Below are 25,471 nucleotides of genomic sequence, written 5' to 3'. Positions count from 1 at the left end.
TACATCAATGAATTAGATGATTCTCCAGAAGATCTGAAGTATACTCTATCCAAATGAGGAACTAATGTAGCTATATAATCAACAGATGATATGTTAGGAAATAATCCTGGTTTTGCCTGAATCCTAAATTGCATTGCATCATAGCCATATGTTTGTTTGACCCAATATAGGGCCGGACCAACATAGTTAGTCATATTATATGTATTGGTATCAAGTATGTTACATCGAAGAAAACGGAAATTTTTTCTGGTCACATATTCTAATATTTTGGGATATGTATCTTCATATACATCAATCGATATTGAACTGGTAACACCTGAACCATCAGTTGCAGTCGCAGTAATGATAACCTTTCCTTCAGAAATTCCTGTCACTGTTCCACCTTCTGATACAGTTGCTATAGCAGCATTACTACTACTCCAAGTCACCTTTTTGATAGAAGCATTGTATGGCTTTGGAGTGGCTGCCAGGCGTATAGTGGTACCGACTATCACATAATCTTCAGAATGAATTATTTCTATTTCTTCTACAGGTACTTCAACGACGGGATCATCATCATTACTTGAACTGGATGATTTTACTGTGAGCTTAATCGTATATCGTAGTTTTTTGTTCTTTTTACTTGTTACAACAATTAAAGTTGTTCCTGTCTTTTTGGCTGTAATAACACCATTTTTGGAAACAGATGCCACATTTTTATTTTGTGATCTATACTTCAGTTGATTTGGCTTTACCGTTTTTGAGTTTTTTTTAGATATTAGTTTAAGAGTACTCCCATTTTTTATAGACTTCTTGTACACATTATTTTTTTTACTGATTTTACATGTATATGTGGGAGTTTTTGCTGCATAAGACCTGAATTCTCCGTGCAGAAAGCACACTATTATCAAACAAAAAACAGCAATATAATATAGATATCTTTTTGCCCTCATAATCATTACCTCGTACAAGCACAGTAGTGCCGTGATCATACATAATTATTTGGCCTCCCATATATTTTACCCAACACAGATGAATATTATCTATTAATGGAATTAAAAGATTCTAAAATTAATTCGTAATATAGGAGTAGGGAAAATCGTGCATTTTATCGCGTTTCCTATCACTTTATAAGATAGAAATTCATTGTACAGAAAGGTGTATCTCTTGGCTTGCTAGCTAAATTTTTAATTAAGAATACGAAAGACAAGTACATATAAGATTATTTTTATTCCGGTTTAAGACATTTTTAATCGCTATCTGAAATAATAGAATCAGCAATAAAATAATTATTCTGTCTATTTTTTAAAGAATGGGAACATATCCCATATAATCATAATCGTTTTAAAGTATATTTGTTTACGAAAGGAAGAAGAAATATGAAAAAGGGAAGTAAAAAGAATATTATTCTTGGTGTTATGCTTTCATTGGTATTATTGTTAGAGCTACCGATGGCTACAATCCACGCAGATACTACTGTTTATACTACTGCTACAGGAAGTAAATACCACTTTTCAAGTAGCTGTAGAGGCTTAAGCAATGCAAAGAATATATATACATCTACTTTATCAGAAGCAAAAGCTAAAGGTTTGACTGCTTGTAGTATTTGCGCAACAGGAAGTGCAGACGATTCGGAGTCATCATCCAGTAAAAAGACATCATCTGATGAAAATAACAGTAGTAAAGAAGCATCATCTAAAAATAATAACAGTAGTAAAGAGGCTGAAAAAAATGAAACCGTATCTCTGACATCACAAAAGAAAACTGCCTCTGTGCATGTAGGAGATATAGTTATCCTGAAGATAAATAATAAAAAGAAAGTTACTTGGGCTGCCTCTAATAAAAATGTCAAATTTTTGAAAAAATCTAAGAAGCAATCCAAACTAAAGATGCTAAAAGCCGGGAAAACAAAGATAACCGCTAAAGTAAATGGGAAGTCGTATACCTGGAAACTTACAATAAAGTAATGGTATGTATCAGTCCGTGTGATAAAAATGTGATACCCGCATTGATATCATTACCTCAGAAACACAAACAAAGAAAAATTAGAACACTTTGATATAGGAGGTAATGGTTATGACAGAGAGCATGGTAGCAATTTTAGGAATCGTAGGAATTGGATTTTTCACACTGCTTATTATAATCGCCAACTGGAGGATTTTTAAGAAGGCAGGACTTCCGGGATGGTACAGCCTTATTCCGGTTTACAACATATATCTTCAGTACAAGCTTTGTTGGGAAGGATGGATTGGAATAGTATCACTAAGCCTTGGCGTAGTTGTAGCAGTAATGAGTGCCACAGGTGTAAATCCTATGATCATTGGAGGACTTACATTATTATCATTCCTCATCCAGACAATATTCTGCTTCAAGCTTGCTAAAGCTTTCGGAAAAGGCTTCTTCATGGGTCTGGTTCTGATGTTTACTGCAGGACTTGGCAGGGTAATCCTTGGATTTGGCAGATCAAGATATGTAGGAAGCATGGCTTGAGAAAACTGAATAAGTACTGAAGGAACAGCATAATAATTCTAAACCGCCCGATTTTCGCAACAGAGAATCGGGCGGTTTTTCATGTACGCTTCTGGTATAATTAAACTGCTTATAGAAAAAGTAAATATAACAGTTTTTTTGGAGGAACTAATTATGTCACAAACGCTGATCAAAGCGATAATATTCATCACACTTGCGCTGATTCTATACACTGTCGGAGTGTGGTCGGAGAGGATCGGAAAGAAATTAAAACCGATTCATTTATTCTTTTTCTGGGCCGGCTTGTTATGCGACGGAATAGGAACGCATCTTATGACAAAGCTCACATTCACTGCAGATGCAGCAGCTGTCAGCCTTCATGGAATAACAGGCGCTATTGCAATTGTTCTTATGCTGATCCATGCAGTATGGGCTACGGTTGTTCTTGTTAAGAAAGATGAAAAGAGCATGCATACATTTCACCGTTTCAGCCTGTTTGTGTGGGTTGTGTGGCTTATTCCCTATATATTGGGAATGGTTATGGGTAATAGTCGGTCCAATAGCGGGCAGGAAGGGGCGAAGTCAAATATGGATATAACACATGTAGAAATCGTCACATCTGTAAGGAAAACAGGACAATATCCAGAAAAATTTGTTATCACAATGTCTGAACCGGCCAACGCATCTTTAAATGCTAAGGATTTCCATATGGAAGGCCATGCTGACAAGTGGCAGGATACATCACTGCATGAATTCGAATGTGATTTTGAAAATGCAGAAGTAGTGGACCGCACTATAACGCTTATTCCGAAAGATTTTCCGGAGAAATTCTTCTATGTAAAGGATTTTACTGTTACCTGCAACTCTGATCCGAATCTCTCATTTACCTACGAGGACGTGCAGAACGTGGTAACTCCTGTCGCAGACAGTTTTACAACCGCAAATATGGAAGATGATGCCAATTTTGAATATCATCTGTTTGCTCCGGAAACTACTGAAAATATGCCGATTGTCATTGTTTTCCATGGATTCGGAGATATCGATAACCTGCTGACATACAGAACAGCGGTGGAATGGGCTGAGCCGGAAAACCAGAAGGTACGTCCCTGCTATGTCCTCGCCCCGGTGATAGCGGATAAATACTACTATGAAGCCGCTACAAGAGGAGCTGCTTTAGATAAAGTAAAAGCCCTCGTTGATACGATGGTATCCGAGGGAAAAGTTGATCCGTCAAGGATATACGTGATGGGCAATTCTTTCGGCGGCCTTTCTACGATCGAGTTCTGTGAGAAATATCCGGATTACGTAGCAGGTGCTATTGCATTATGCCCGGCACTTAACTATGGTCCCGCCGCTTCCACGAACCTGGAAAAAATGAAGGATGTCCCAATATGGTTTGCACAGGCAGAACATGATGGCACAATACCCATTACGGAGAGCAGAAATGCCTATAAGAAGCTTACCGATCTTGGTGCCACGGATGTCCATTTTACGGAATATACCGACGATGAGATGAATGCTGCAGGCGCAGAAGCATCGAACGATTCAACCTACAGCTACCATCATGTGGAACTTGCCGTTATGGAGGATGACGCATACCAGGAATGGCTTTTTGATCACAAACGATAATCTAGTGAAAACCATAAGGAGAAAACTATGAACCTTTCAATCGCGTTTTTGCAGCTCCTTCCTGAAGGAAGCCTTGAAGAAAACCTGAAAAAGGGAGTTAAAGCATGCCGACAAGCGAAGGAAAAAGGTGCAGACATTGCAATTTTTCCCGAAATGTGGAGCTGCGGATACAATTTTCCCCATGATGCTGACAGTATCCGGGAATGCGCCATTTCTTATGATAGCTTGTTTGTGAACCGGTTTTCGGAGCTCGCGGCAGAGCTTGATATGGCCATCGCCATCACGCTTCTGGAGCAGCATGAGCCAAAGCCAAGAAATACTGTCTGCCTTTTTGACCGGCACGGTCATCTGCAATATCGCTATTCCAAGGTTCATATCTGTGATTTCGGGGAACCAGATGACGAAGGCGTTCTGGATGCCGGAGACGAATTTTTTGTAACCGTTCTGGACACGAAAAACGGATTCGTAAAAGTCGGATCAATGATCTGCTACGACCGAGAATTTCCTGAAAGTGCCCGAATTTTGATGTTGAAAGGTGCGGAGCTTCTCCTTGTTCCCAATGCCTGTCCCATGGAGTTGAACCGCCTCTCTCAGCTTAGAGGCAGGGCCTATGAAAACATGCTTGCCATCGCCACTTGTAATTATCCGGCTCCTCACCCCGATTGCAACGGTCATTCCACCTTGTTTGACGGCGTTGCATATCTTCCGGAACTTTCCGGATCACGGGATACCTGCGTGTTCGAAGCACCTGAGGAAGAGGGCGTGTACGTTGCTGAGCTTGATTTAGATATGCTGCGGGATTATCGCCATCGTGAAGTGTGGGGTCACAAACACAGGCGACCTGAATTATATGGCATAATCGCAGAAGAATAACAACGTTCGCTAATACCGTCTACATCTTGATTTTTTCGCAGTCCTTTTACAGGGCTGCGTATTTTTTTGCGTTTTTAATAAAACGATTAATTGACAGTTAACGAACGTTAGAATATAATTGGTAACGATAGTTAGAAAAACAATCCGTGAAGAAGTCGATAAACAGCGGGGGAAGTGAGGCTATATGCCAAGAACAAACGCTAAAGAGCCTTTAATAAAAGCAGCAAGAGATCTGTTTTCTGTAAAAGGATATGATGGAACAAGCGTAGATGAAATAGCAGAATCCATCGGTATAAAGGGGCCGACAATATATAAATATTTCAAGAATAAAGAGGATCTTCTGAAAGCCGTGATAAACACTGCGGAAGATGAATATAAGGAAGGTATGGGGATAAGCAGTAATCTGGCGGATATGATCAATTCCGGAGCGGAACTCAAGGCATACGTTCTGAAAACGCTGCATTTTACCCTGAAAAATGACACCGCCAAAAAGATGCGAAAGCTCATTACGATGGAGCAATATAGAAATTCTACCCTTGCAAAGCAGACTACCATGCATCAACTCACATATCTTCAGGATATTTATACATCAATTTTCCAAAAAATGATGGAGCGCGGGCAGATGGTGAAAGGAGATGCTGCCATAATTGCCCTTGAATTCGTATCGCCCATCACGATTATGGTCCAATTGATTGATAGGGAGCCCAGAAAAAAGAAGGAAGCTCTTCAAACTATTGAAAAGCATATAGATATTTTCTTAGAAAGATACAATTTCAAATGAAATGAGGAGGAGAAATATGAAAACACTTGTTATTTACACATCGCAGACGGGATTTACAAAAAGGTACGCCGAGTGGCTTGCAGACAGAGTAGGCGCGGATCTTCTAGATCTTAAGGACGCGCAGAAAAAGAGTGGAGATTATTTTGATAACTATGATGCAATCTGCTACGGCGGATGGGCTATGGCAGAGAAGATTGTGAAGTCCAAGTGGTTCCTGGAGAAGGCAGTAAATTGGAAAAATAAGTCCCTTGCTATGTTTTGCGTAGGTGGAACACCTAATGGCGATCATATGGTGGATTTGCTTCTTCAGAATGCGCTCACAGACGAACAGAGAGAGTATATCAAGGTATTCTACTGCCAGGGCGGCATGAACTACGAAAAGATGAAGGCTCCGACCAGAATTACAATGAAGATGTTTGTATCTTCTCTTAGGAATAAAAAGGACCTGCCTGAAGATAAAAAGATAATGTTTGACAGGATGGCTACATCCTATGACATATCGGATATCAGGTATATAGAGCCTATCGCGGCCTATCTTAGTGGAATGGACGAGGAAAAAGCTGTTTAAACGTCAGTCAATCGACTAATGTGTGAAAAATACGGGGAGATTTTTATGGAAAAAGGTAAGGGATTGAGAGTCATTGACGGAACAATGCTTAAGATCATAGCGATGATCAGCATGGTCTTTGATCATGTAGGGGACATGTTTTTACCGGGCGTGATGCGGCCAAGGATGATTGGACGTCTTGCAATGCCGCTTTTTGCATTTTGCATTGCGGAGGGCTACATTCATACAAGAGATAAGAAGCGATATATCCTGAGACTCGGCATTTTTGCTTTGATAAGTGAAATCCCGTTTGATCTTGCCTTTGACGGAAAAATAGGGCTGGGTCACCAAAACATCATGCTGACGTTCTTTTTGTCAGTGCTTGCGCTGAAACTCTTTGACATAATCCGTGGAGAAGTTAAAGAAGATACCGGAAAGTATAGTGTGGTAAAGAGTATTTGCGGAACACTTGTTATTATTGCAATGGCCTTTATTGCACTGTTAGTCAAAGCAGATTATACAGTTTTTGCTGTAATCTCTGTCTTTTTGTTCTATGTATTCAAAAATTCAAAGCATTTTCTCAGAACCGGTGTGGGCGTGGCATTTCTTGCACTCACAAGGACTATGGGATATTACTGTACCACCGGACTCAGTATTATACCTCTGCTTCTTTATAACGGAAAAAGAGGGAAAGGGCTTAAATGGCTATTCTATGCCTTTTATCCGGGACATCTACTTATCCTTTATTTGATAAAAATGGCAAAGTTCTGATAATTAGGAGGATCTGTTAAATGAAAAATGTATGGGAGGCGGATGAAAAATGATTGATATAAGAGTTGCAACAAAAAATGATATTGAGAGCATGATGAGCAGTCGCCTTGAAATGCTTAAGGTAGTGAATAATCTGTCAGAAGATTACGAGTTTTCTGATGAAATGATAAATGAAAGTCGTGATTACTTTTTGAATGGCGATCATATAACTGTTCTTGCACTAGATGGAGACATTGTTATTGGCTGTGCGTCCATGAGCTTCATCAGGATAATGCCAACATTTTATCATCTAACCGGAAAACGGGCGCACCTTATGAATGTATACACAAGAAACGAATATCGTAGGCAGGGTATTGCTCAAAAGATGGTTGAGCTACTGATCGAGAAAACATGGGAAAGGGGTGCTACCGAAATAAGTCTTGATGCAACCGAATTAGGACGGCCTCTCTATGAAAAAATAGGATTTACCGATTCAACAGAATGCATGGTTTTGACAAAAATCTAAAAAAGGTGTTGACTCTGACGTAACGTTATAGTTTAAGCTATAGTTACACGTGAAGGAGATGAACGCTATGAAGACAGTAAATGAAGTAAGTAAACTGACAGGAGTGAGTATACGCACCTTGCAGTATTACGATCAGATAGGACTCTTAAAGCCGGCAGAATATACGGAGTCGGGCTACAGACTGTATGACGATGCAGCTCTGGAAAAATTGCAGCAGATTTTACTGTTCAAGGAGCTGGAGTTTCCGCTTAAGGATATAAAAGACATTATAAACAGATCTGATTTTGACAAAACAAAGGTATTGGAGCAGCAGATCGAGCTCCTGGAGCTTAAGAAGGAGCATATTGAAAATCTGCTTAACCTCTGTAAGTACCTTAAAGTGAGAGGAGTGAGAAAATTGGATTTTACAGCATTTGACAGTAGTAAGCTTGACGAATACGCAAGAAAAGCAAAGGAACAGTGGGGCCAGACTCCGGCATATAAGGAATATGCAGAAAAGAGCAAGAACTGGACAAAAGAATATGAAAGTGGCCTTATGGCTGACTTTACCAAGCTTTTTGAGGAATTCGGAACCATGAAGGAGATGGATCCAGCGTCTAAAGAGGTCCAGAGCCAGGTTAAGAGAGTACAGGATTTCATTACTGAAAATATGTATACCTGCACTAATGATATATTATATGGTCTCGGAACCGGTTATGTAGGCGGCGGAGAACTTACAGAAAACATAGAAAAAATGGGTGGTAAGGGGACTGCCGAGTTTATTTTCCGGGCTATAAAGATTTATTGCGGCAGACCCGACTAAGAGGTATGAAATTCGGAGGGGGTATATGAGAAAAAATACAGTATTATCTTGCTGGATCATATTTGCAATCCTGATATTTGTGCATGGATTCGAAGCCATCGCACTTAGAATGGATGAGACTGTTTTTGGTGAAAACTTCATCAATAAGGTGTTTGGGATTCTCGTCATTTTCATAGTGCTTAAAGCTCTAAATTGGAAATGGTCTGATATAGGATTTGCCAAAATCGGATTTATAAAACATGCAGGAATGGGATTGCTGATTGCATTATGCTCATTTGTAATCTCATACAGCGCGGAGATCCTGATCCTTAAAAGCCGGGGACATGATATCGGATTCGGAATTTTCACAACAGGATTTTCTCTGACCGGGGAAGCCGCCATCCATACCGGTATCGGCTTTATACTGTTGTGTGTTTTCTTCAACATCATAAATGTGATCATGGAAGAGGGTACATTTAGGGGGCTTTTCTATCATATTACCGCTACGGACCATTCTCCAAAGTATGCCCTGATTTTTCAGGCATTTTTATTTGGAGTATGGCATATCGTAACACCGCTCCATAATCTGATTGATGGTGATATTAACGTAGGTTCATTCGTAGCACTTGGAATAGGATACATCATTCTTGCCGGAATGATGGGTATCAAGTGGGAACTGCTCTATCGCATGACCGGCAGTCTTTACGCCGGAATGGCTGACCATTTTTTCAACAACTGTATTGCGACCAATCTGCTTCATGTAACTACTGAAAGCGGAGTCGATGAGATGATGATCATCCGCGTGGCGATCGCACAACTACTATCATTTACAGTCACCCTGCTGGTTTGGATGAAAAGGGAAAAGAAAGAGTACGGACAATGGAATAGGCAGGAAGAAGTGACCTGACAAATCTTCGCAAACGAGGAAATGTACGATTTTCAATACTCATCCATAATATACTTGTGAGCAGGAGGAAGAAAGCATGGAATGGATCGAAGCATTACAAAAAGCTATCACGTATATGGAGGAGCATCTTCTCGAGGAGATCAACTATGAAGACGTAGCGAAGCAGGTGCACACGTCGAGCTACGAGTTTCACAGGGCTTTCAGTTTCGTGACAGGCTTAACGGCCAACGCATATATCCGTAACCGCCGATTGTCTCTGGCGGGGAAAGAGCTTGTAGAGACCGATGCGAAGATCACTGATCTGGCAATGAAGTATGGCTACGAAACACCGGAAAGCTTTACTAAGGCTTTCACAAGGTTTCACGGTGTCGCGCCGAAAACAGCCAGAGAAGAAGCCGGCAAACTGACGCTTTTTAATCCGCTTACAATTACATTATCTGTGAAAGGTGGTAAGAGTATGGATTATCGTATCGTTCAAACAAAAGAGAAGAAGTTTATCGCACTGGTAAGGGAGTTCAGTAACGGAATTATTAACGACGAGGCCAACCACGAAGTGGCGGATTTCTGGGGAGAATGCAACAGCAAGAATATGCTGTCGCCGATCTGGATGCTGAGAGAGGATGGAAAGCGCGATCTCTACGGTCTTTGCAGTCCGACTACAGAAGGAAAGGACACCTTTGAGTACGGTATCGGCATCATCATCGACGAGGATACTGCACAGTTCGATCAGGCAGATCTGGAGAAAAAAGGCTTCCACATCTGGGATGTCAATCCCGGGACTTATGTAGTATTTGAATGTGTGGGTGAAGATGGCGACTGCATCGCCAAGACCTGGGTGAAGTTCTATAAGGAGTTTCTGCCGCAGATGGGCTACGAGGCTTCCGAAGAGACTGACTACGAGCTTTACTTTGATGGGACCAGGCCGGATATATTCTGCGAACTGTGGATTCCGATCAAGAAAAAATAAAAAGCAGCCGAAATATTGTCCGGAGGATTAGCTATGGATATCAGTATTCTTTTAATTCTACAGGAATTCAGAAACGGAATCGGTGCCTGTCTCACAGATTTTATGCTGAAAATAAGTTACAAAATAAGGCATTGATTTATTTGGCCGTATAGGGTATAGTTTTTATTGCAACGGAAAACGTTTTCCATAACAAGAGGAGCGAATATGAATTTAGGTGCAATATATCACAGAATGTCCGAACAATACTGCTATAGCCTTGATGAAAACCAGCTGATTATCAACATAAAAACAGGCTATGATGTTGATAAGATTTTCATATACCACGGAGATCCGTACGATGCGGGAATAATGGGCGGAAAAGAGCGCTGGAACGGCAAGAAGGAAGAAATATTTTTCAAGAAAAGATTGAAGGACCACATCTGGTGGACGACAACGCTTTGCCCCGAGCACAAGAGATGTAAGTACTATTTTGAGCTTCACTCGGGCGATGAATGTGTATATTTCTTCGAGGATGGTTTCTACAGCGAGGAGGAGATGAATCAGGAGGGCAAGATTCTTTCGTATTTCATCATGCCCTGGATGAATCCTGCAGATGTCTGCAAGACTCCCGCATGGGTAAACGATACCGTGTGGTATCAGATTTTCCCCGAGAGATTCTGCAACGGCGATAAGAGCATAGACCCTGAGAATGTGATGGAATGGCAGACCGGCGAGGTCGGGATGCACGACTACTACGGCGGCGACATCAGGGGCATACGCGATAAAATTCCCTACCTCAAGGAGCTTGGAATTACCGGACTATATCTTAATCCTATATTTGAGGCGCACAGCAATCATAAATATAACACCCGTGATTATAAGAAGGTTGATCCGCATTTCGGAACCAACGAAGACTTAAAGAACCTGGTGAAGGAGGCTCACGACGCGGGTATCAGAGTCATGCTTGATGCGGTATTTAATCATACCGGAAGTGACCATCCCATGTGGCTTGACGTCCTGGAAAACGGACAGCAGTCAAAGTATGCGGACTGGTACATGGTAAATAAATGGCCTGTGGAGCAGGGACGCGACACCAGAGACGGAAGGTATTTTTCCTTTGCTTTCGCAGAATACATGCCAAAGCTCAACACCAATAATCCTGAGGTTCAGGATTATCTGCTGGATATCATCAGATTCTGGATTGATGAGTTTGATATTGACGGGCTGCGGTTCGATGTGGGCAATGAGATATCACATTCCTTCCTCAAAGCAGTTCGCTATATGACAAAGCGTATGAAGGACGATTTTTATCTGCTCGGTGAAATATGGCACGATTCCATGTCATGGCTCCAGGGAGATGAGTACGACTCGGTGATGAATTATCCGCTTTCCACAGCGATAGCTGATTTCTGGGTTTATAAAAACAGAGGCCGTGAGACCTTTGAATATGACATAAACAGATGCTTTACCATGTATTATTCCCAGGTAAATGACGTCCTTTTCAATCTTCTGGATTCGCATGACACCAACAGACTCTTCGAGAAGGCAGAGAAAAATGTGGACATTTTCTATCAGCAGCTTGCGGTACTTTTCACAATGCCCGGAAGCCCATGCATCTATTACGGAACAGAAGTAATCATGGATGGATCCTATGATCCCGACTGTCGCAGATGCATGCCCTGGGATGAGATAGACTCAGGGAAAAAGGATGCCGAGCTCTCAGAGATGAAAACGCTTATAAACATGAGAAAATCTCTGCAATCCTGTAAGAGCAGGAATTTCCATTTTCCTAATGATGTTGCTGACGAAAGGGTAATATCATATCTGAAAATCGGTGATAATGAGAGCCTTCAGGTATACTTAAACTGCGGAGAGTCAGATGCCGCCATAAATTTCGGTGATAATACTGAGGTTGTATATAGCCGTAAGTGGAATAATACCGATGAATGCAGCGGAATTCTTGGAGAAAAGGGCATTTTGATTTTGAAATCCTGAAACTATGCATGAAACAAGTGTAGCTATATTTGCACTATCTGTAGTGATATATGGTAAAGTGCTCAGCGCTCCTCTATGATTTAATTATGGAGGAACGCTGCATATGAGCACACAAAGAATCACAGCCATATTGGCTATCTTTTTAATAACGGCCGTTTTCTTACGAAGCATCTCACAGGCCGCAAATCCCAATGACATAGAGGATCTTATAAAGCAATATCAGCAGGAGACAAAATGCAATCACGTAAGCGTTGTAGTTTATAACCACGGCGATGTCTCATATTATGGCGATAGCGAAGGACTCTACCAGATAGGTTCCATGACAAAAGCCTTTACCGGGCTTGCTATTCAGAGGCTGATAACAGAACGCGTCATTGATGAAAATGGCGTAATTTCTGACTATATCCCGGGATTTGAGGCTTTCTTTGATTCCAGGAAAGCTGATATTACGGTAAGGAATCTGCTTGAGCAGAAGAGCGGTTTTACAAATAATGAAAAAGAATACCCGAGTGCTGCGGCGACGGAGACCCTTGCAGAGTGGGCTGACAGAATCTCGGGGAGTGAGTTAAACAGCATGCCCGGAGCCGGGTATGCATACTCCAATGTGAATTACAATCTTCTGGGACTCGTCATAGAAAATGTATCCGGAATGCCCTATAGTGACTACTTAGAACAAAATATCCTTTTGCCGCTTGGTCTGAAAAACACATATGTCGGAATGCCTTATAGCGGCAGAATTGTCGAAGGAACAAGGCTCGGATACCGTCATGCGTTCGATTTTCACATGGCTGTAAAGGAAGCAAGCATACCTGCAGGATATTTCTATTCAAACACTGAGGACATGGGCAGATGGATTGAAATTTGCTTAGGAAACAGCGAAATCCCGGAAGATTTTAAGGAATCTTTTTCAAAAATCAAAGAACAGCTCAAGTCGGAAGGGGATTATTATTCCGGCTGGGAACTTTTCGCTGACGGTGTGACAGGTCATTCAGGCGGTACCCCGAATTATTCTTCAAGAATTGTGTTTGAATATAAGAACCAAATAGGTGTATGTGTTCTTTCCAACCTGAATGTAGCGGCCACTACAGACAGTCTGTGCAACAGTATTTTTGATATTTTATCAGGCAAAAATCCGGGGCCACTGACCAAAGACATCTGGACGACTTTTGATATTGTCTTTTCAGCCGTGACAGCTGTTGGCATTTTTCTTTTTGGGGCTATTTTTATCACAAAAAGGCAATCACTTCTCCTTGGATGTGATACGATACTAATAGTTCTTCTTGCATTAGTTCTAATATTGTTTCCAATAATTTTCGGTGCCGGAATGAAAGAAATTGTGTTTACATGGGCACCCCGGAGCCTGGCGGGAGGTATTCTTACTGTCGCCGGAGATATTGTTTGTACCACTATAAAATTGCTGACAGGGAAAAGGTATGCAGATCATAACAAGACAGGTAAAGGATAAACCGCTTACGGTCACAATTGAATACCCGGAACACACTGATTTCGTCACATCTCTGGTTCGCAGGATAAGCAGCATGGATACAAGCTTTTCTGCAAGCATAGATGGACGCCGGGTGAAAATAAGTCTGTCAGATGTCTATTACATTGAGAACGTAGAGCGAAAACTGTTCCTTTATACTGCAAAAGACGTGTATCGCCTTGACTCCTCCATGCCGGAGATGCTATCCATAACTGCAGATACCGATCTTGTCAGAATATCGAGGACCTGCATTATGAACACGGATCACTTGAAAGAAATCCGGCAGGTCAGGAATAGTCACCTTGAGGCAGTGCTTGATAATGATGAGATGCTGATTGTTTCCAGAAAGTACTTGAAGGATATAAAGAGGGTTTTCCAAAAATGAAGAGTATAAAGATAATTCTGAGGGATACTTGCATATTGGCGGCGTTGATGATTTTGTCCGTATTCGCTATTTCCATAATATGGTCAGGAGTCACAGAGGAGATAGGGCTTGTCCTCAAGCTGTTCGGCCTGGCTTTAATTATCGCAGTCGTAAATTACCTGATTGACGAGTATCTTTCTTTATCAATGGCAATGTATTATGTAGTAAAATATTTTGCGATAACAGTCTTAGTGATGCTTTTCGGATTTATAGCAGGATGGTTCTATCCAACCAATTTCTGGATGGCATTTGTCTATGTCGGAGTAGTGCTGATACTGGCGTACTCAATTGATAGTTTCAGGGTGAAAAAAGATATAGAATTTATAAATGGGAAGATTAGTGACAGAGGGCAGCGAGGGCTGTAGATGTATGTTTTGGGTGAGTAAAAGACATGGAATTTAGAAAACTAACAGCTTCAGATTTAGCATCACTACATTGTTATAAAGCAATTTTACAGAGCGCCAAAGCCCGAACCGACGCCCATAGGTTTTATGAGCATAAAGGCTTCAACGGAGAGTCAAAAAAAGTCTTCGATATGCGACTGGAGTAAGGGGCTATGCCTTTTGAGATAATAGCTATTCTTTGCGTGGCCAGATATTAGATGATCAGACGTCAATAAACCTATTATTTGTATATTCCCTGCTGCAATACAAAAAAGTACGAATAACAGCAGTATAAATTTAGTAGTATAGTCTGCTGAAAAAGTGAAATATGCTAATTGTGGCAGTAGCTTTTACGATACCATCTCTGCTACAAATAGGAACAATCGAAAATGCGGCAGCCATTAGATGGAAAAAATAACTGCCGTAAATAAACCAAATAAGATATGCGGTAGAATACTGCCACTAAAAACAACTGCTGCAAATGTGCAAAGCAAATAATCCAGCAGTTATAAGCCATAGTTTCGCTCTACTGGTTTAACTTGATAGCATATGAGCCATAAAATATTATAATCCGAAACGGGCGTCTTCTCTATGAAAACGCCTGGGGAAAAACCAATTCATATAACCCTGACGGAACCCCCTGCACCGACAGCAGCGAGGTAACCACGGATACTCTATATGACCAGGCCTCGTTCACAGACCTTGATATAATCAAAAAGTGGAAAGCGGAGCTCACGATGCCAATAAATTTGATGGCGGCTGGTACGCCGCAAGTACCTTGGGTTTTGTCCCGGAGATTCTGTATATCGGCATGGACTCCAACGAGGAGATTAGCGAAAAACGTAAGAAGTAAGAAAGAGCTCGGTTTGTTATATAATGGCTAAACAATAATATGTACAACTTTTGGAGGACAAAATGGAAAGAAAACGTGTGTTATGTTTTGGAGATTCTCTTACATGGGGATATGATCCCGAAAAGAGGACCAGAATAGATGAAAATATGAGATGGACCGGTGTGCTGCAGACACTTCTGGGCGATTCCTACAAGGTTATCGAGGAAGGACACAACGGAAGAACCATTGCTACCGACGATCCCGCAGAGGGTGAGAAAAACGGCCTCAAGTACGTTATTCCCTGTATCGAGAGTCAGTCCCCTGTTGATGTGATGATCATCATGCTGGGCAGCAATGATCTTAAGAGGAAATTTTCATACTGTTCCATGGATATAGCAGGAGAGATGCAGATATTCCTTGAAAAAGTTCAGGCACACAACAGGTTTCGCATGAACGATAAGATGAAGATTCTTCTGATATCACCTCCGCTTGTAGGTACAACAGGCAAAGGCTCTTGGCTTGAAGACTGCTTCGATTTTATAAATGCAGCAAAGGTTTCCTCAGAGCTTGCACAATGGTATAAACAGCTGGCTGACATGTACGGCTGCGCGTTTCTTGATGCTTCCAAGATAGTTTCACCAAGCCCCGCAGACGGAGTACATATTGACAAGGATGCCCACGGAAAGCTTGGAAAAGCCATCTATGACAGGCTTCATAACAGCGGCTTATTGGAGTAACATGGCGACAACAATTTTTCCTGAATTATTTGCGGCGATGTCTCCCATATTTTCAACGCTCTCATAGGCATTACCATCGGCCTTATCAGACATCGCACGTATAATAACAAACGGTATGTCATACTGATAGCATACGGCTGCAACCGAAGCACCTTCCATTTCACAGGCGATAGCTCCAAAATCATCGCTTAACTTTTTTACATATTCCTCAGACGCAACGAATTGGTCTCCTGTGGCAATTGTTCCTTTGAAGACATGCTCTTTTCCCACCACGGAAACAGCAGCATCGTACGCTCTTTTCACAAGCTCTTCATCGCAGTAGTAGTAGCCTTCATCACCAAGTTCACCCATAGAACCGGTTCCGCTCCAGATAAAGCCGTCGTTCGAAATCATTCCGTAATCGTGCTGTACAAGGCGCTCAGCAATTACTTCATCCAGCACCTTGGTTTCATCCCCGACACCGCCGGCAATTCCTGTAAATATCACGTTCTTAATGTTGTAATTATTCAACATGGCAGTCGCTCCGGATGCCGCAAGCACCTTGCCGATTCCACTTCTGGATATGATAACAGGCTGCCCGCACAATTTTCCAACGTGATACTCAACCTTACCGATGGTATCAACGTGATCTATTTCTGCCTCTGATAATAGATACGCTATCTCATTATCCATCGCGGAGACGATTCCTATATATTCCTGACCTTTATCCGGTGCCTTTTTAGCTGAGCAGGCACAGAGCGAAATCATCAATAACACCATGAACACTGACAAAATCTTTGCGGATTTTTTCATTAGGTTACTCCTTAATTTCATATTTTTCTCCATACATTATTAGCTTATAGTATCAACGGCCTAAAAAACTCTTTTTTATAAAAATTTAATAGTTTTTTCACTCGAACACTCATAAAATATGATTCAGGAGATTTAGTTTCCTGTAGAGGTGGTAAAAGACTGAAGTTTTCTTATGGAGGATTGCAAAATGGGTAAGAGTAAAAAATCTATTGTTATCAAATTTTTGTCCCTTGTACTTGTTTTGATTTTGGCTACCACGATGGCTAATCCCATAACCGTAGAAGCTAAAGTAAGAAAGAAAACACTTAAAACCTTGCACACTTTCAGCAACGATGATCCGCTTTATCTCGACAGCATCGCATATCGTGTAAAACCGGGACATTATAGATTCAAGATTAAAAAGCCGAAGAATTCCGGAGCCTACGGCCTCATAAGATTCATGGCTCCCAAGGAAAAAGACTATTATTTTACTGTAAATAAAGTTCATGGAAACAAAAGAAAAAACTATGTGAACGGATATTTCAATGTTCTGCAAAAATTGATGGAGCCCGACGGATATTTATATTCGGAGCGAATCGGAACCAGTGGTTTATTTGCCTCTAAAAATACCGGTATGGCCAGAAAGACAAGACGCATCGGTTTTGCATGCCATCAAAACACTGTGATGTATATAGAATTCTATGTTTCCGGAAGCAGATCAAGCTATGTACAGTTTGATTTCACAATTAAATAGCTAGAACTTCAATGAATTTCAACACCTCACAAAATAACATTGTTTACAAAAAATCGCTTTGATATCATTCTTACCTGGAGGACACGAATATGTTTAGTAAGATTGATAACGAAATGAAGCGACGCCTTGCTATGACTCTTGGAGGTGTTGTGATAGCCGGATTTTCTGTGGGGATGTTCCAGTTTTCGATGCTTGGAATGGATCCTTTCCAGGTGTTTGCACACGGAATATGGACTCAGCTCCAGCACCTGATGACAAGCGGTGGACTTAAGTTCTTTACCGGGTACGATGCGCTGGAGGCAGTCATCGGCTATGGAATAGTATATATGGTGATTAATCTGGTTCTTCTGGTTTTTGACTTCTTTCTTGATAAAAAGAAAATTGGAATAGCCACATTTATCAATTTGTTCCTTGTGGGCTACGTAGTTGATTTTTCATATGGCATCTGGATCAGGCTTATACCTGAGCCAACATTCGTGATAAAGTTGGCATTTCTCATAGTTGCCATTGTCATAATGTGCTTTGCTTCCGCTCTTTATTTTACCAGCGATCTTGGTGTTTCAGCCTATGATGCTATAGCGCTTTCTTTGTCAGAGCAGAGAGGCTGGGATTTCAGGATAGTGCGAATTATCAGCGATCTTATATGCACGGGACTTGGCTTTTCAATGGGAGTTATACCCGGCATCGGCACCATAATTACTGCATTTTTCATGGGGCCGCTTATAGAGTTCTTCAATGTCAATGTGGCAAGACCGTTCCGTTATGGCAAGGGAAAAAATAAAGCCTAGGCACATTTAAATATCAGGAGAACTTCTGTATTCACTGGGGGACATACCGGTTATTCTCTTGAAAGCTTTTGAAAAAGTAAATATGTCACTGTAACCGACAGCAAATGCAACGAATTGTATTGTGTTGTCGGTTTTTTTCAGCATATTTTTAGCCATGTTAACACGATAAGTTGACAGGAAATCCTTGATTGTAGAGCCTGTTGCTTCATGAAAAAGCCTTGATAAATAGCTTCTGTTTAAGCCACAGGTCATTGCTATGTCTTCTACATGGATGGGTTCTGAAAACTTAAGTTGTATGAATTTTATCACTGTGCGGACGTACTGGAGCTGCAGGCTTTCATTTGTTTCTTCCTCGCTGCGGGCATAGGAAGAATGAAGAAAGTCCATCAGTTCATAGGTTTTGGCAATGCTGAAGTATTCCCTTTCATAGTTTTCAAAAAGATCGTCCATCAGACGTTGAAGAGCGCTTTTTGTTTCGCCTTCCCGGAGTTTAACATCGCGTACAGGCTGCATCTCATTGAGCTCGCATTCGTTAAAAAGCTCAAGCATAGCAGAACCTCCGAGATGAGCCCAACAGTATGTCCAGGGATCCTCGCTGTCAGCTATGTAGTATGCACTGATACCTGCCGGAATAAAGAAAATCTGTTGCTCATGGATAGAGTATTCTTTTCCCATAATCTGAAGCATGCCCTTGCCAGAAGTCACATAATGCAAAATGCCGCGAGGACGTATAACGGGGCCGTATGAATAACAGGTTTTTGCCACATAACGTCCTATCTCATAAAGCCTTACTTCATCGCTTTTGTCGTAGTCAAGAAAAGCGCAAAAATCAAATCCGGGTCCATCTGTTTTTGTATTCATAAAATAACCACCTCACAAAATGACAAATACTACCAACATAATAACATGTAAAGAAACATTTGTAATGGATAAACTAGGCAAGACAGGCAAACAAAGAAAGCAGAAATAAATCTGCAAAACAAATGGAGGATAAGAAAAAATGAAAAAGAAAGTATTGGCACTTGTTCTTAGTTCTATGATGGCTGTAGGAATGATCGGCTGTGGCGGATCTTCAGCAGACAACACCCAGGCAACTACTGAGAATACCGAGAGCACTGCTTCAGAAAGCACTGCTTCCGGAAATTATAAGACAGACCACATCACAATCAACATCTGGGATTCAAACCAGCAGGCAGGAATCCAGCAGATAGCTGATGACTGGACAGCTAAGTCCGGTGTTAAGGTTAACATCGAGGTTATCGATTGGGATAACTATTGGACACTTCTTGAAGCCGGTGCTTCAGGCGGAGATATGCCCGATGTATTCTGGATGCATTCCAACACAGCACAGATGTATATGGAGAATGATATTCTTCTTGACCTTACAGATTACATTGCTAATGATTCTTCAATCGATAAGAGCAACTATTACGAAGGTGTTTGGGATCTTTACAGCAGCAATGGCAAACAGTATGCACTTCCCAAGGATCATGACACAATCGCTCTTCTTTATAACAAGGCAATCTTTGATCAGTACAACGTAGAATATCCTACAGATGACTGGACATGGGAAGATATGTACGAGGCAGCTAAGGCTATCACCGAGGGTTCAAACGGCGATGTTTATGGTATGGCTATGAACACTTCCAACAACCAGGATGGATGGTACAACCTTGTTTACGATTACGGCGCACAGGTTATCACAGAAGATCACAAGGGAACAACAATCGGTTCCGACGAAGCTAAGAATGGTATGGAGATGTGCAGAAAGCTTATCTCTGTTGGCGCTCCTCAGTCTGTAGTAGCTGAGACAGGAACAGATTCACTTTTCATCTCCGGTAAGACAGCTATGATCACGCAGGGTTCATGGATGATCAACACATTCTACACAGCAGAAAATCATGCAGATTATGCATGGGCAATGCTTCCTTATGCAGATGTTAACGGCAATGGTTCATGTGATGCCGGCGAGAGATATTCTTGCTACAACGGTCTTGGATGGGCAGCAAATGCAGCTGTTGAAGATCCTCAGGCTTGCTACGACCTCATTTCTTACTTCTGCTCAGAGGAAGGTCAGAAGAAGCAGGCTCAGCTTGGTGTAACAATGGGCGGTATGAAGGGAATTTCAGAAGATTTCTCCAGCGCTTTTGAGGGAATGGATGTTTCAGCATTTGTAAGAGCCGAGGAAGAGGGAGATCTTTACTTCCGTCCTTACACAAGAAAGACAACTGTTTGGGAAGATGCTCTTCAGCAGGAAGGTGCTTTCCTTGATGCATGGCAGAGCCCTGATGATCCGGCAGCAATGGCTACAGCATGTGACAATGCTCAGAAGATTATCGAGGATGCTATAGCAGCAGAGTAATATAACAGAGGAGAATAATCATGGCTAAAGGGAAAATGACTCCGTCTCAGAAAAGGCAGGCTATTTGGGGATGGGCTTTTATTACACCTACCATGCTGGGACTTATCATATTAAATTTTTATCCGGCAATTAATACTGTATACCAGTCATTTTGTAAAACCGGAGATTTCGGAAAAGGAAATAGATTTGTCGGTCTTGCAAATTATCAGGCTGTTCTTACGGCAGGTGAAACATGGCAATCCCTGTGGAATACTGTAAAATATGCAATCGTTGAGGTTCCTCTCGGAATTGTGATTGCTCTTATACTTGCAGTACTTCTTCAGAATAAGCTTCCGGGAAAGGGATTTTTCCGCACACTGTTTTTCCTTCCTATGGTCTGCGCACCTGCTGCAGTAGCTATGGTATGGAAGTGGCTATATAACCAGCAGTTCGGACTTATCAACAACACTTTTGGTACAAAGGTTGCGTGGATATCAGATCCTAATATTGCATGGATCAGTGTAGGAATAATCGGTGTCTGGTCAATAATCGGATATAACATGGTTCTGTTTATCGCTGGTCTTCAGGAAATACCGAGAGATTATTACGAAGCTGCCCAGATTGACGGAGCATCACCCTTGAAGCAATTTTTTAACATAACAGTTCCGCTTCTTAGTCCTACAACATTCTTTATCGTTCAGACAAGAATTATCGGAGCCCTCACTGTGTTTGATCTTATGTTCATGGTAATGGATAAGACGAATCTTGCTCTTAATAAGACACAATCAATCGTTTACCTGTTCTATACCTACGCATTTACAAACAGTAACAGGGGCTACGGCGCGACACTTGTTGTAGTACTTGTAGTATTTATTATGATCGCAACCTTCTTCCTGCAGAGACTTGAGAAGAAGATTGTATTCTACAATTAAAGAAGGAGCATGTTATGGATAGTATGAAAAAAAAGTATATTATCGGTAAAATTCTCGCATATGCAGTGCTGATAATATTTGCAATCATAATGCTTGTGCCTTTTGTATGGATGATCCTTACCGCACTTAAGACAAACCAGGAAGCAATCAGCGTAGATCCTTTCTACATTTTACCTGCGCATGGATGGCATTTTGAAAACTTCGGAACAGTATGGAAGAGTTATAATTTCATAACTCTTTACAAGAACACAATTTTGTTCATTATTTTCCGTGTAATCTGTGCCTGCCTTACAGCAACAATGGCAGGATATGCATTTGGAAGACTCGAGTTCCCCGGAAAGAAGTTTATGTTTTCCCTGGTTCTTATCCAGATGATGATTCCTTCTCAGGTATTTGTAATACCTCAGTACTTAATGGTTTCAAAGCTAAAACTGATGAATACTACAGCAGGACTGGTTTTCCCGGGGCTTGTTACAGCATTTGGAACTTACCTTTTGAAGACGGGATATCAAAGTCTGCCAAAGGATTTGGAAGAGGCGGCGGCCATTGATGGCTGTAATATTGGACAGACATTCCTTTTCATAATGATGCCTCTTACAAGATCAGCAATGATCTCACTTGGAATCTTTACTGCGTTGTTTGCGTTCAAGGATCTTATGTGGCCCATGATCGTCTGCACAAATGCCAGCACAACTACACTTAGTGCAGGTCTTGCAAAGATGCAGGGACAGTATGGCAGTGATTATCCCGCAATGATGGCATCAGCAGTGCTTGCAATTGTTCCTATGATAATTATTTACATCATTTTCCAGAAGCAGTTTGTAGAAGGAATTGCAACATCAGGAGGAAAGCTCTGATATGGCAATCAGTTTTGACAAAGGAAACAAAGTGTTTTGCTTAAATACTGAAAACACTGAATATCAGATAAAGATAAATGAATACAACATGCTGCTTCATACCTACTATGGAGCACCCGTTGGAAACAATGACATGGGCTATCTTGTTCGCGAGATAGACCGCGGCTTTTCCGGCAACTCATACGAAGGAAGGCACCGTAGAGGTGTTTCACCAGACACCCTTCCCTTTGAGTACAGCACGGATGGCGCCGGAGACTACAGAATAAGTGCAATTGACGTTGTTCTGGAAAACGGCAGTAGAACTTTGGATCTGAGATATAAGAGCCACAGCATTATAGAGGGAAAAGAGGCTCTTATGGGATTACCCCATGTAAGAGGCGAAGAGGACAAGGTAAGCACCCTTAAGATAAGCCTTTTTGACGAGCCTTCGGGGATAGAAGTTACTCTTATTTACTCAGTTTTTGAAAAAAAGGATATTATCACGAGATCCGCAAAGATCACAAATACATCCGGAAGTGTTCACAGATTGACTAAGGCAGCATCAATGGGGATTGATATGCTTAATAAGAAAATGGACATGATTCACTTCCATGGAAGACATGCAATGGAGAGACAGCCTGAGAGGATTCCGCTCACACATGACGTACATGTTGTTTCTTCCAAGCGAGGTGCCAGCAGCCACCACAACAATCCTTTTGTGATTCTCTGCGACCGCGATACAACTGAAAATAGCGGAGAATGCTATGGCTTCATGCTTGTTTATTCAGGCAACCATGCAGAGGAAATCGAGGTAGACCAGGCCGGTAGCATCCGACTTGTTTGCGGAATCGGAAGTAATAATTTTGACTGGAGACTTGGATCAGGTGAGAGCTTTGATACTCCTGAAGTAATCATGGCATACACCGGCAACGGTCTTAATGATCTTAGCTTTTTGTACCATCGCATTATCCGTGAGAATGTGTGCCCGCGTGAATTCAGACAGGTTAAGAGACCTGTTCTGATCAATAACTGGGAAGGCACATATTTCAATTTTGATGAAAAGAGCATCATCGAGATTGCAGATGCAGCAGCAGATGCTGGCTGTGAGATGCTGGTTTTGGATGACGGTTGGTTTGGCGAAAGAAATGATGACAACAGGGGGCTTGGGGACTGGTTTGTAAATGAGAAAAAGCTTCCCGGTAGTCTGTCAAAGATTGCCGATCATGTGAACAGTCTTGGAATGAAGTTTGGGCTTTGGTTTGAGCCTGAGATGGTGAATGAAGATTCAGAGCTTTTCAGAAATCATCCCGATTGGGCGCTTCGCGATCCCGACAGAAATCCTGTAATGGGACGTAATCAGCTTGTTCTTGATATGTCAAGAAGAGAGGTTGTGGATTATCTGTTTGACAGCATGTCGAAGATTCTTGATTCTGCCAACATCTCATACATCAAGTGGGATTTCAACAGGTCAATGGCTAATGTCTTCTCAAATGCTATGCCTGCTGACAGGCAGGGTGAAGTTCCGCACAGATTTGTGCTCGGAACCTATGATCTACTCGGTAGACTAAGAAAAGCCTATCCTGAAGTTATGATGGAAGGCTGCGCAGGCGGCGGTGGAAGATTTGATGCGGGAATTCTTTTCTATTCACCTCAGATATGGTGCTCAGATAACAGTGAGGCCATAAATCGTCTGAAGATTCAGAAGGGCACAAGCTATGGCTATCCGGTAAGTACCATGGGAAGTCACGTTTCAGCATCTCCTAATCACCAGAACGGGAGAAAAACACCTCTTACCACAAGAGCAATTGTTGCCATGTCCGGAACTTTCGGATATGAGTTTGATCCGAGAAAGTTTTCCAAGGAAGAGCGTGCTGAGATGAGATGCCAGATAGCTCTTTTCAATAAGTATTACGAGCTTATTCAGAGAGGCAGATATTACAGATTATCGGACAAGCTTACGGAAGATTATTTCACAGCCTGGGAATTTGTGGCTGCTGATAAGTCAGAAGTGCTTTTAAATCTTGTAGTTACAGATGTAAGAGGTAATCCGGAGATTCCTTTTGTGAAGCTTCCGGGGCTTGATCCGGATGCAGTTTATGAAATTGATCATATGCTGAAATCCGTAGAGGGTTCCCCCGAAGAAGCCGGAATTGAGGAGAGAAGCGAACAGGGTATGCGATATACCGGTAGAGCTTTGATGAATGGAGGTCTTGCATTAGACCCGCTTTACGGAGTATATCCTGCTGTTCAGATTCATTTTAATAAGATTTGATCAAGGAAGATAAGTATTATTCATAGTGGAAAACCTGATTAATGGGGAAGGCTGGAGCTTCGTCACGTAAGCTCCAGCCTTGTTTTAATGAAGAAAAGTGTGTGTTCTTATGAGGGAGTCAAGAGAAGTTTTTGATCTCTTGATGGTTATATAATACAGATAAAATCGTAAGAGAAAGTGACCAATTTGTGTAAAATGTGTGAAATCGTCTCTTATCAGACAGACTCCGTGCTTGTATCAGCCGGATAGTTCACAAGGCAATATTTTGTGTATTCCACGATAAGCGCCGCTATTTCATTACTCTTGATCAAAATGCCACGTCTTTTCATATTGATCATCTCAAGATATGCAGCTATATCCGTAAAAAGTTTGTTCTTCCTCACGGTCATGGGATATACCTGAATCTGCTGGTTTTTGCAGTACTCAAGAAGATCTTCAAGTGATACATTCTCTTTTTTCTTCCTCTCAAGGAAAGGGTGGAGGAATGGCATCCTCTCAGAATACAGCCAATACATTGTCTTGTCGTAGAGCATGTTGAAGGTGTGTTGTTGTATATACTCCACCTGTACTTCTGAAATCTTGTAGATTATCCGCTTCTTCATAGAAATCACCACCTGTCATTAACATCTATAATTTGAGCATATCTAATGTGAACATTATAAAACAGGAGAGTAAAACTTTTATTAAAAACGCCTTAACAGAGGCTTAAAAGAGCATAAAATCGGGTATTTTCAT

Annotated in this window: 26 protein-coding genes; 22 read left to right on the top strand and 4 right to left on the bottom strand. The window is 41.5% G+C overall.

Annotated features, from left to right (window positions below; translation table 11 throughout):
* On the bottom strand, positions 1 to 932 hold a 932-nt coding region (locus BMW61_RS14240; protein ID WP_175475219.1), incomplete at its 3' end, for an Ig-like domain-containing protein.
* 426 nt (positions 933 to 1,358) lie between these two features.
* Here BMW61_RS14240 and BMW61_RS14235 point away from each other — a divergent pair.
* From BMW61_RS14235 to BMW61_RS14160, 16 genes are all read left to right on the top strand, one after another.
* Complete coding sequence (locus BMW61_RS14235) at positions 1,359 to 1,946, top strand: hypothetical protein (protein ID WP_091823152.1); 588 nt, start codon at positions 1,359 to 1,361, stop codon at positions 1,944 to 1,946.
* A gap of 109 nt (positions 1,947 to 2,055) precedes the next feature.
* On the top strand, positions 2,056 to 2,469 hold the full coding sequence (locus BMW61_RS14230; RefSeq protein ID WP_091823149.1) for a DUF5684 domain-containing protein: 414 nt from the start codon (positions 2,056 to 2,058) through the stop codon (positions 2,467 to 2,469).
* 153 nt (positions 2,470 to 2,622) lie between these two features.
* On the top strand, positions 2,623 to 4,077 hold the full coding sequence (locus tag BMW61_RS22845; RefSeq protein ID WP_091823146.1) for an HsmA family protein: 1,455 nt from the start codon (positions 2,623 to 2,625) through the stop codon (positions 4,075 to 4,077).
* Positions 4,078 to 4,104: 27 nt separating this feature from the next.
* Positions 4,105 to 4,950 (top strand): carbon-nitrogen hydrolase family protein, encoded by an 846-nt coding sequence (locus BMW61_RS14220; protein WP_091823144.1) that lies wholly within the window; start codon positions 4,105 to 4,107, stop codon positions 4,948 to 4,950.
* Positions 4,951 to 5,134: 184 nt separating this feature from the next.
* Positions 5,135 to 5,731, top strand: coding sequence for a TetR/AcrR family transcriptional regulator (locus BMW61_RS14215; RefSeq protein WP_022762392.1), 597 nt, complete (start codon positions 5,135 to 5,137; stop codon positions 5,729 to 5,731).
* A 16-nt stretch (positions 5,732 to 5,747) separates the two neighbouring features.
* The gene (locus BMW61_RS14210; protein ID WP_022762391.1) at positions 5,748 to 6,299 is read left to right on the top strand and encodes a flavodoxin domain-containing protein; all 552 of its coding nucleotides are present in this window, start codon (positions 5,748 to 5,750) and stop codon (positions 6,297 to 6,299) included.
* Positions 6,300 to 6,344: 45 nt separating this feature from the next.
* A complete protein-coding gene (locus tag BMW61_RS14205) occupies positions 6,345 to 7,049 on the top strand; it encodes a TraX family protein (protein WP_175475218.1) in 705 nt (234 codons plus the stop codon).
* Between the two features lie 49 nt (positions 7,050 to 7,098).
* Positions 7,099 to 7,554 (top strand): GNAT family N-acetyltransferase, encoded by a 456-nt coding sequence (locus BMW61_RS14200; RefSeq protein WP_022762389.1) that lies wholly within the window; start codon positions 7,099 to 7,101, stop codon positions 7,552 to 7,554.
* Positions 7,555 to 7,621: 67 nt separating this feature from the next.
* On the top strand, positions 7,622 to 8,356 hold the full coding sequence (locus tag BMW61_RS14195; protein WP_091823138.1) for a MerR family transcriptional regulator: 735 nt from the start codon (positions 7,622 to 7,624) through the stop codon (positions 8,354 to 8,356).
* Between the two features lie 25 nt (positions 8,357 to 8,381).
* Positions 8,382 to 9,242 (top strand): CPBP family intramembrane glutamic endopeptidase, encoded by an 861-nt coding sequence (locus BMW61_RS14190; RefSeq protein ID WP_091823135.1) that lies wholly within the window; start codon positions 8,382 to 8,384, stop codon positions 9,240 to 9,242.
* Between the two features lie 76 nt (positions 9,243 to 9,318).
* Complete coding sequence (locus BMW61_RS14185; RefSeq protein ID WP_026498773.1) at positions 9,319 to 10,209, top strand: AraC family transcriptional regulator; 891 nt, start codon at positions 9,319 to 9,321, stop codon at positions 10,207 to 10,209.
* A 204-nt stretch (positions 10,210 to 10,413) separates the two neighbouring features.
* The gene (locus BMW61_RS14180; protein ID WP_091823132.1) at positions 10,414 to 12,183 is read left to right on the top strand and encodes a glycoside hydrolase family 13 protein; all 1,770 of its coding nucleotides are present in this window, start codon (positions 10,414 to 10,416) and stop codon (positions 12,181 to 12,183) included.
* A gap of 103 nt (positions 12,184 to 12,286) precedes the next feature.
* Positions 12,287 to 13,648, top strand: coding sequence for a serine hydrolase domain-containing protein (locus BMW61_RS14175; protein WP_091823129.1), 1,362 nt, complete (start codon positions 12,287 to 12,289; stop codon positions 13,646 to 13,648).
* Positions 13,617 to 14,051 carry a LytTR family DNA-binding domain-containing protein gene (locus tag BMW61_RS14170; RefSeq protein WP_022762382.1) on the top strand — a complete coding sequence of 145 codons (435 nt, stop codon included), beginning with the start codon at positions 13,617 to 13,619 and terminating at the stop codon, positions 14,049 to 14,051. Before BMW61_RS14175 ends, BMW61_RS14170 begins: the two co-directional genes overlap by 32 nt.
* Positions 14,048 to 14,455 (top strand): hypothetical protein, encoded by a 408-nt coding sequence (locus tag BMW61_RS14165; protein WP_022762381.1) that lies wholly within the window; start codon positions 14,048 to 14,050, stop codon positions 14,453 to 14,455. The genes BMW61_RS14170 and BMW61_RS14165 overlap by 4 nt, the downstream gene beginning before the upstream one ends.
* Positions 14,456 to 15,388: 933 nt before the next feature.
* Positions 15,389 to 16,042 carry an SGNH/GDSL hydrolase family protein gene (locus BMW61_RS14160; protein ID WP_022762380.1) on the top strand — a complete coding sequence of 218 codons (654 nt, stop codon included), beginning with the start codon at positions 15,389 to 15,391 and terminating at the stop codon, positions 16,040 to 16,042.
* On the opposite strand, the gene BMW61_RS14155 is transcribed toward BMW61_RS14160, so the two are convergent.
* Positions 16,031 to 16,834: a 5'-methylthioadenosine/adenosylhomocysteine nucleosidase gene (locus tag BMW61_RS14155; RefSeq protein WP_175475217.1), complete on the bottom strand. Its 804-nt coding sequence runs from the start codon at positions 16,832 to 16,834 to the stop codon at positions 16,031 to 16,033. The genes BMW61_RS14160 and BMW61_RS14155 overlap by 12 nt on opposite strands.
* 187 nt (positions 16,835 to 17,021) lie before the next feature.
* Here BMW61_RS14155 and BMW61_RS14150 point away from each other — a divergent pair, with 187 nt between their 5' ends.
* Positions 17,022 to 17,567, top strand: coding sequence for a hypothetical protein (locus BMW61_RS14150; RefSeq protein WP_091823123.1), 546 nt, complete (start codon positions 17,022 to 17,024; stop codon positions 17,565 to 17,567).
* An 89-nt stretch (positions 17,568 to 17,656) separates the two neighbouring features.
* Positions 17,657 to 18,355, top strand: a complete 699-nt coding sequence (locus tag BMW61_RS14145; RefSeq protein WP_091823120.1) for a YczE/YyaS/YitT family protein — start codon at positions 17,657 to 17,659, stop codon at positions 18,353 to 18,355.
* A gap of 6 nt (positions 18,356 to 18,361) precedes the next feature.
* Here the strand turns inward: BMW61_RS14145 and BMW61_RS14140 are convergent, their stop codons facing one another.
* Positions 18,362 to 19,216 (bottom strand): AraC family transcriptional regulator, encoded by an 855-nt coding sequence (locus tag BMW61_RS14140; RefSeq protein WP_022762376.1) that lies wholly within the window; start codon positions 19,214 to 19,216, stop codon positions 18,362 to 18,364.
* Between the two features lie 139 nt (positions 19,217 to 19,355).
* On the opposite strand from BMW61_RS14140, the gene BMW61_RS14135 reads away from it, so the two are divergent.
* The 4 genes from BMW61_RS14135 to BMW61_RS14120 are packed head-to-tail and all read left to right on the top strand — an operon-like array spanning position 19,356 to position 24,736.
* The gene (locus tag BMW61_RS14135; RefSeq protein WP_091823117.1) at positions 19,356 to 20,717 is read left to right on the top strand and encodes an ABC transporter substrate-binding protein; all 1,362 of its coding nucleotides are present in this window, start codon (positions 19,356 to 19,358) and stop codon (positions 20,715 to 20,717) included.
* Positions 20,718 to 20,737: 20 nt separating this feature from the next.
* Positions 20,738 to 21,628, top strand: coding sequence for a carbohydrate ABC transporter permease (locus BMW61_RS14130; RefSeq protein WP_022762374.1), 891 nt, complete (start codon positions 20,738 to 20,740; stop codon positions 21,626 to 21,628).
* Between the two features lie 14 nt (positions 21,629 to 21,642).
* Positions 21,643 to 22,485, top strand: a complete 843-nt coding sequence (locus BMW61_RS14125; protein ID WP_022762373.1) for a carbohydrate ABC transporter permease — start codon at positions 21,643 to 21,645, stop codon at positions 22,483 to 22,485.
* Position 22,486: 1 nt separating this feature from the next.
* Positions 22,487 to 24,736: an alpha-galactosidase gene (locus tag BMW61_RS14120; protein ID WP_091823114.1), complete on the top strand. Its 2,250-nt coding sequence runs from the start codon at positions 22,487 to 22,489 to the stop codon at positions 24,734 to 24,736.
* A gap of 215 nt (positions 24,737 to 24,951) precedes the next feature.
* Here BMW61_RS14120 and BMW61_RS14115 read toward each other — a convergent pair whose 3' ends face one another.
* Positions 24,952 to 25,338, bottom strand: coding sequence for a hypothetical protein (locus BMW61_RS14115; protein ID WP_091823110.1), 387 nt, complete (start codon positions 25,336 to 25,338; stop codon positions 24,952 to 24,954).
* Between the last annotated feature and the right edge of the window lie 133 nt (positions 25,339 to 25,471).

The organism is Butyrivibrio sp. ob235 (assembly GCF_900109475.1).
Taxonomy (GTDB): domain Bacteria; phylum Bacillota; class Clostridia; order Lachnospirales; family Lachnospiraceae; genus Butyrivibrio.
This window is presented reverse-complemented; position numbering and strand designations above follow the sequence as displayed.

Excerpts from the sequence above, each read along its gene's own strand:
- BMW61_RS14155 (WP_175475217.1), bottom strand. The coding sequence starts at position 16,834 with ATGAAAAAATCCGCAAAGATTTTGTCAGTGTTCATGGTGTTATTGATG.
- BMW61_RS14175 (WP_091823129.1), top strand. The coding sequence starts at position 12,287 with ATGAGCACACAAAGAATCACAGCCATATTGGCTATCTTTTTAATAACG.
- BMW61_RS14115 (WP_091823110.1), bottom strand. The coding sequence starts at position 25,338 with ATGAAGAAGCGGATAATCTACAAGATTTCAGAAGTACAGGTGGAGTAT.
- BMW61_RS14220 (WP_091823144.1), top strand. The coding sequence starts at position 4,105 with ATGAACCTTTCAATCGCGTTTTTGCAGCTCCTTCCTGAAGGAAGCCTT.
- BMW61_RS14130 (WP_022762374.1), top strand. The coding sequence starts at position 20,738 with ATGGCTAAAGGGAAAATGACTCCGTCTCAGAAAAGGCAGGCTATTTGG.
- BMW61_RS14135 (WP_091823117.1), top strand. The coding sequence starts at position 19,356 with ATGAAAAAGAAAGTATTGGCACTTGTTCTTAGTTCTATGATGGCTGTA.
- BMW61_RS14215 (WP_022762392.1), top strand. The coding sequence starts at position 5,135 with ATGCCAAGAACAAACGCTAAAGAGCCTTTAATAAAAGCAGCAAGAGAT.
- BMW61_RS14120 (WP_091823114.1), top strand. The coding sequence starts at position 22,487 with ATGGCAATCAGTTTTGACAAAGGAAACAAAGTGTTTTGCTTAAATACT.
- BMW61_RS14165 (WP_022762381.1), top strand. The coding sequence starts at position 14,048 with ATGAAGAGTATAAAGATAATTCTGAGGGATACTTGCATATTGGCGGCG.
- BMW61_RS14160 (WP_022762380.1), top strand. The coding sequence starts at position 15,389 with ATGGAAAGAAAACGTGTGTTATGTTTTGGAGATTCTCTTACATGGGGA.
- BMW61_RS14235 (WP_091823152.1), top strand. The coding sequence starts at position 1,359 with ATGAAAAAGGGAAGTAAAAAGAATATTATTCTTGGTGTTATGCTTTCA.
- BMW61_RS14125 (WP_022762373.1), top strand. The coding sequence starts at position 21,643 with ATGGATAGTATGAAAAAAAAGTATATTATCGGTAAAATTCTCGCATAT.
- BMW61_RS14185 (WP_026498773.1), top strand. The coding sequence starts at position 9,319 with ATGGAATGGATCGAAGCATTACAAAAAGCTATCACGTATATGGAGGAG.
- BMW61_RS14200 (WP_022762389.1), top strand. The coding sequence starts at position 7,099 with ATGATTGATATAAGAGTTGCAACAAAAAATGATATTGAGAGCATGATG.
- BMW61_RS14210 (WP_022762391.1), top strand. The coding sequence starts at position 5,748 with ATGAAAACACTTGTTATTTACACATCGCAGACGGGATTTACAAAAAGG.
- BMW61_RS14205 (WP_175475218.1), top strand. The coding sequence starts at position 6,345 with ATGGAAAAAGGTAAGGGATTGAGAGTCATTGACGGAACAATGCTTAAG.
- BMW61_RS14180 (WP_091823132.1), top strand. The coding sequence starts at position 10,414 with ATGAATTTAGGTGCAATATATCACAGAATGTCCGAACAATACTGCTAT.
- BMW61_RS14230 (WP_091823149.1), top strand. The coding sequence starts at position 2,056 with ATGACAGAGAGCATGGTAGCAATTTTAGGAATCGTAGGAATTGGATTT.
- BMW61_RS14170 (WP_022762382.1), top strand. The coding sequence starts at position 13,617 with ATGCAGATCATAACAAGACAGGTAAAGGATAAACCGCTTACGGTCACA.
- BMW61_RS14190 (WP_091823135.1), top strand. The coding sequence starts at position 8,382 with ATGAGAAAAAATACAGTATTATCTTGCTGGATCATATTTGCAATCCTG.
- BMW61_RS14145 (WP_091823120.1), top strand. The coding sequence starts at position 17,657 with ATGTTTAGTAAGATTGATAACGAAATGAAGCGACGCCTTGCTATGACT.
- BMW61_RS14195 (WP_091823138.1), top strand. The coding sequence starts at position 7,622 with ATGAAGACAGTAAATGAAGTAAGTAAACTGACAGGAGTGAGTATACGC.
- BMW61_RS14140 (WP_022762376.1), bottom strand. The coding sequence starts at position 19,216 with ATGAATACAAAAACAGATGGACCCGGATTTGATTTTTGCGCTTTTCTT.
- BMW61_RS22845 (WP_091823146.1), top strand. The coding sequence starts at position 2,623 with ATGTCACAAACGCTGATCAAAGCGATAATATTCATCACACTTGCGCTG.
- BMW61_RS14150 (WP_091823123.1), top strand. The coding sequence starts at position 17,022 with ATGGGTAAGAGTAAAAAATCTATTGTTATCAAATTTTTGTCCCTTGTA.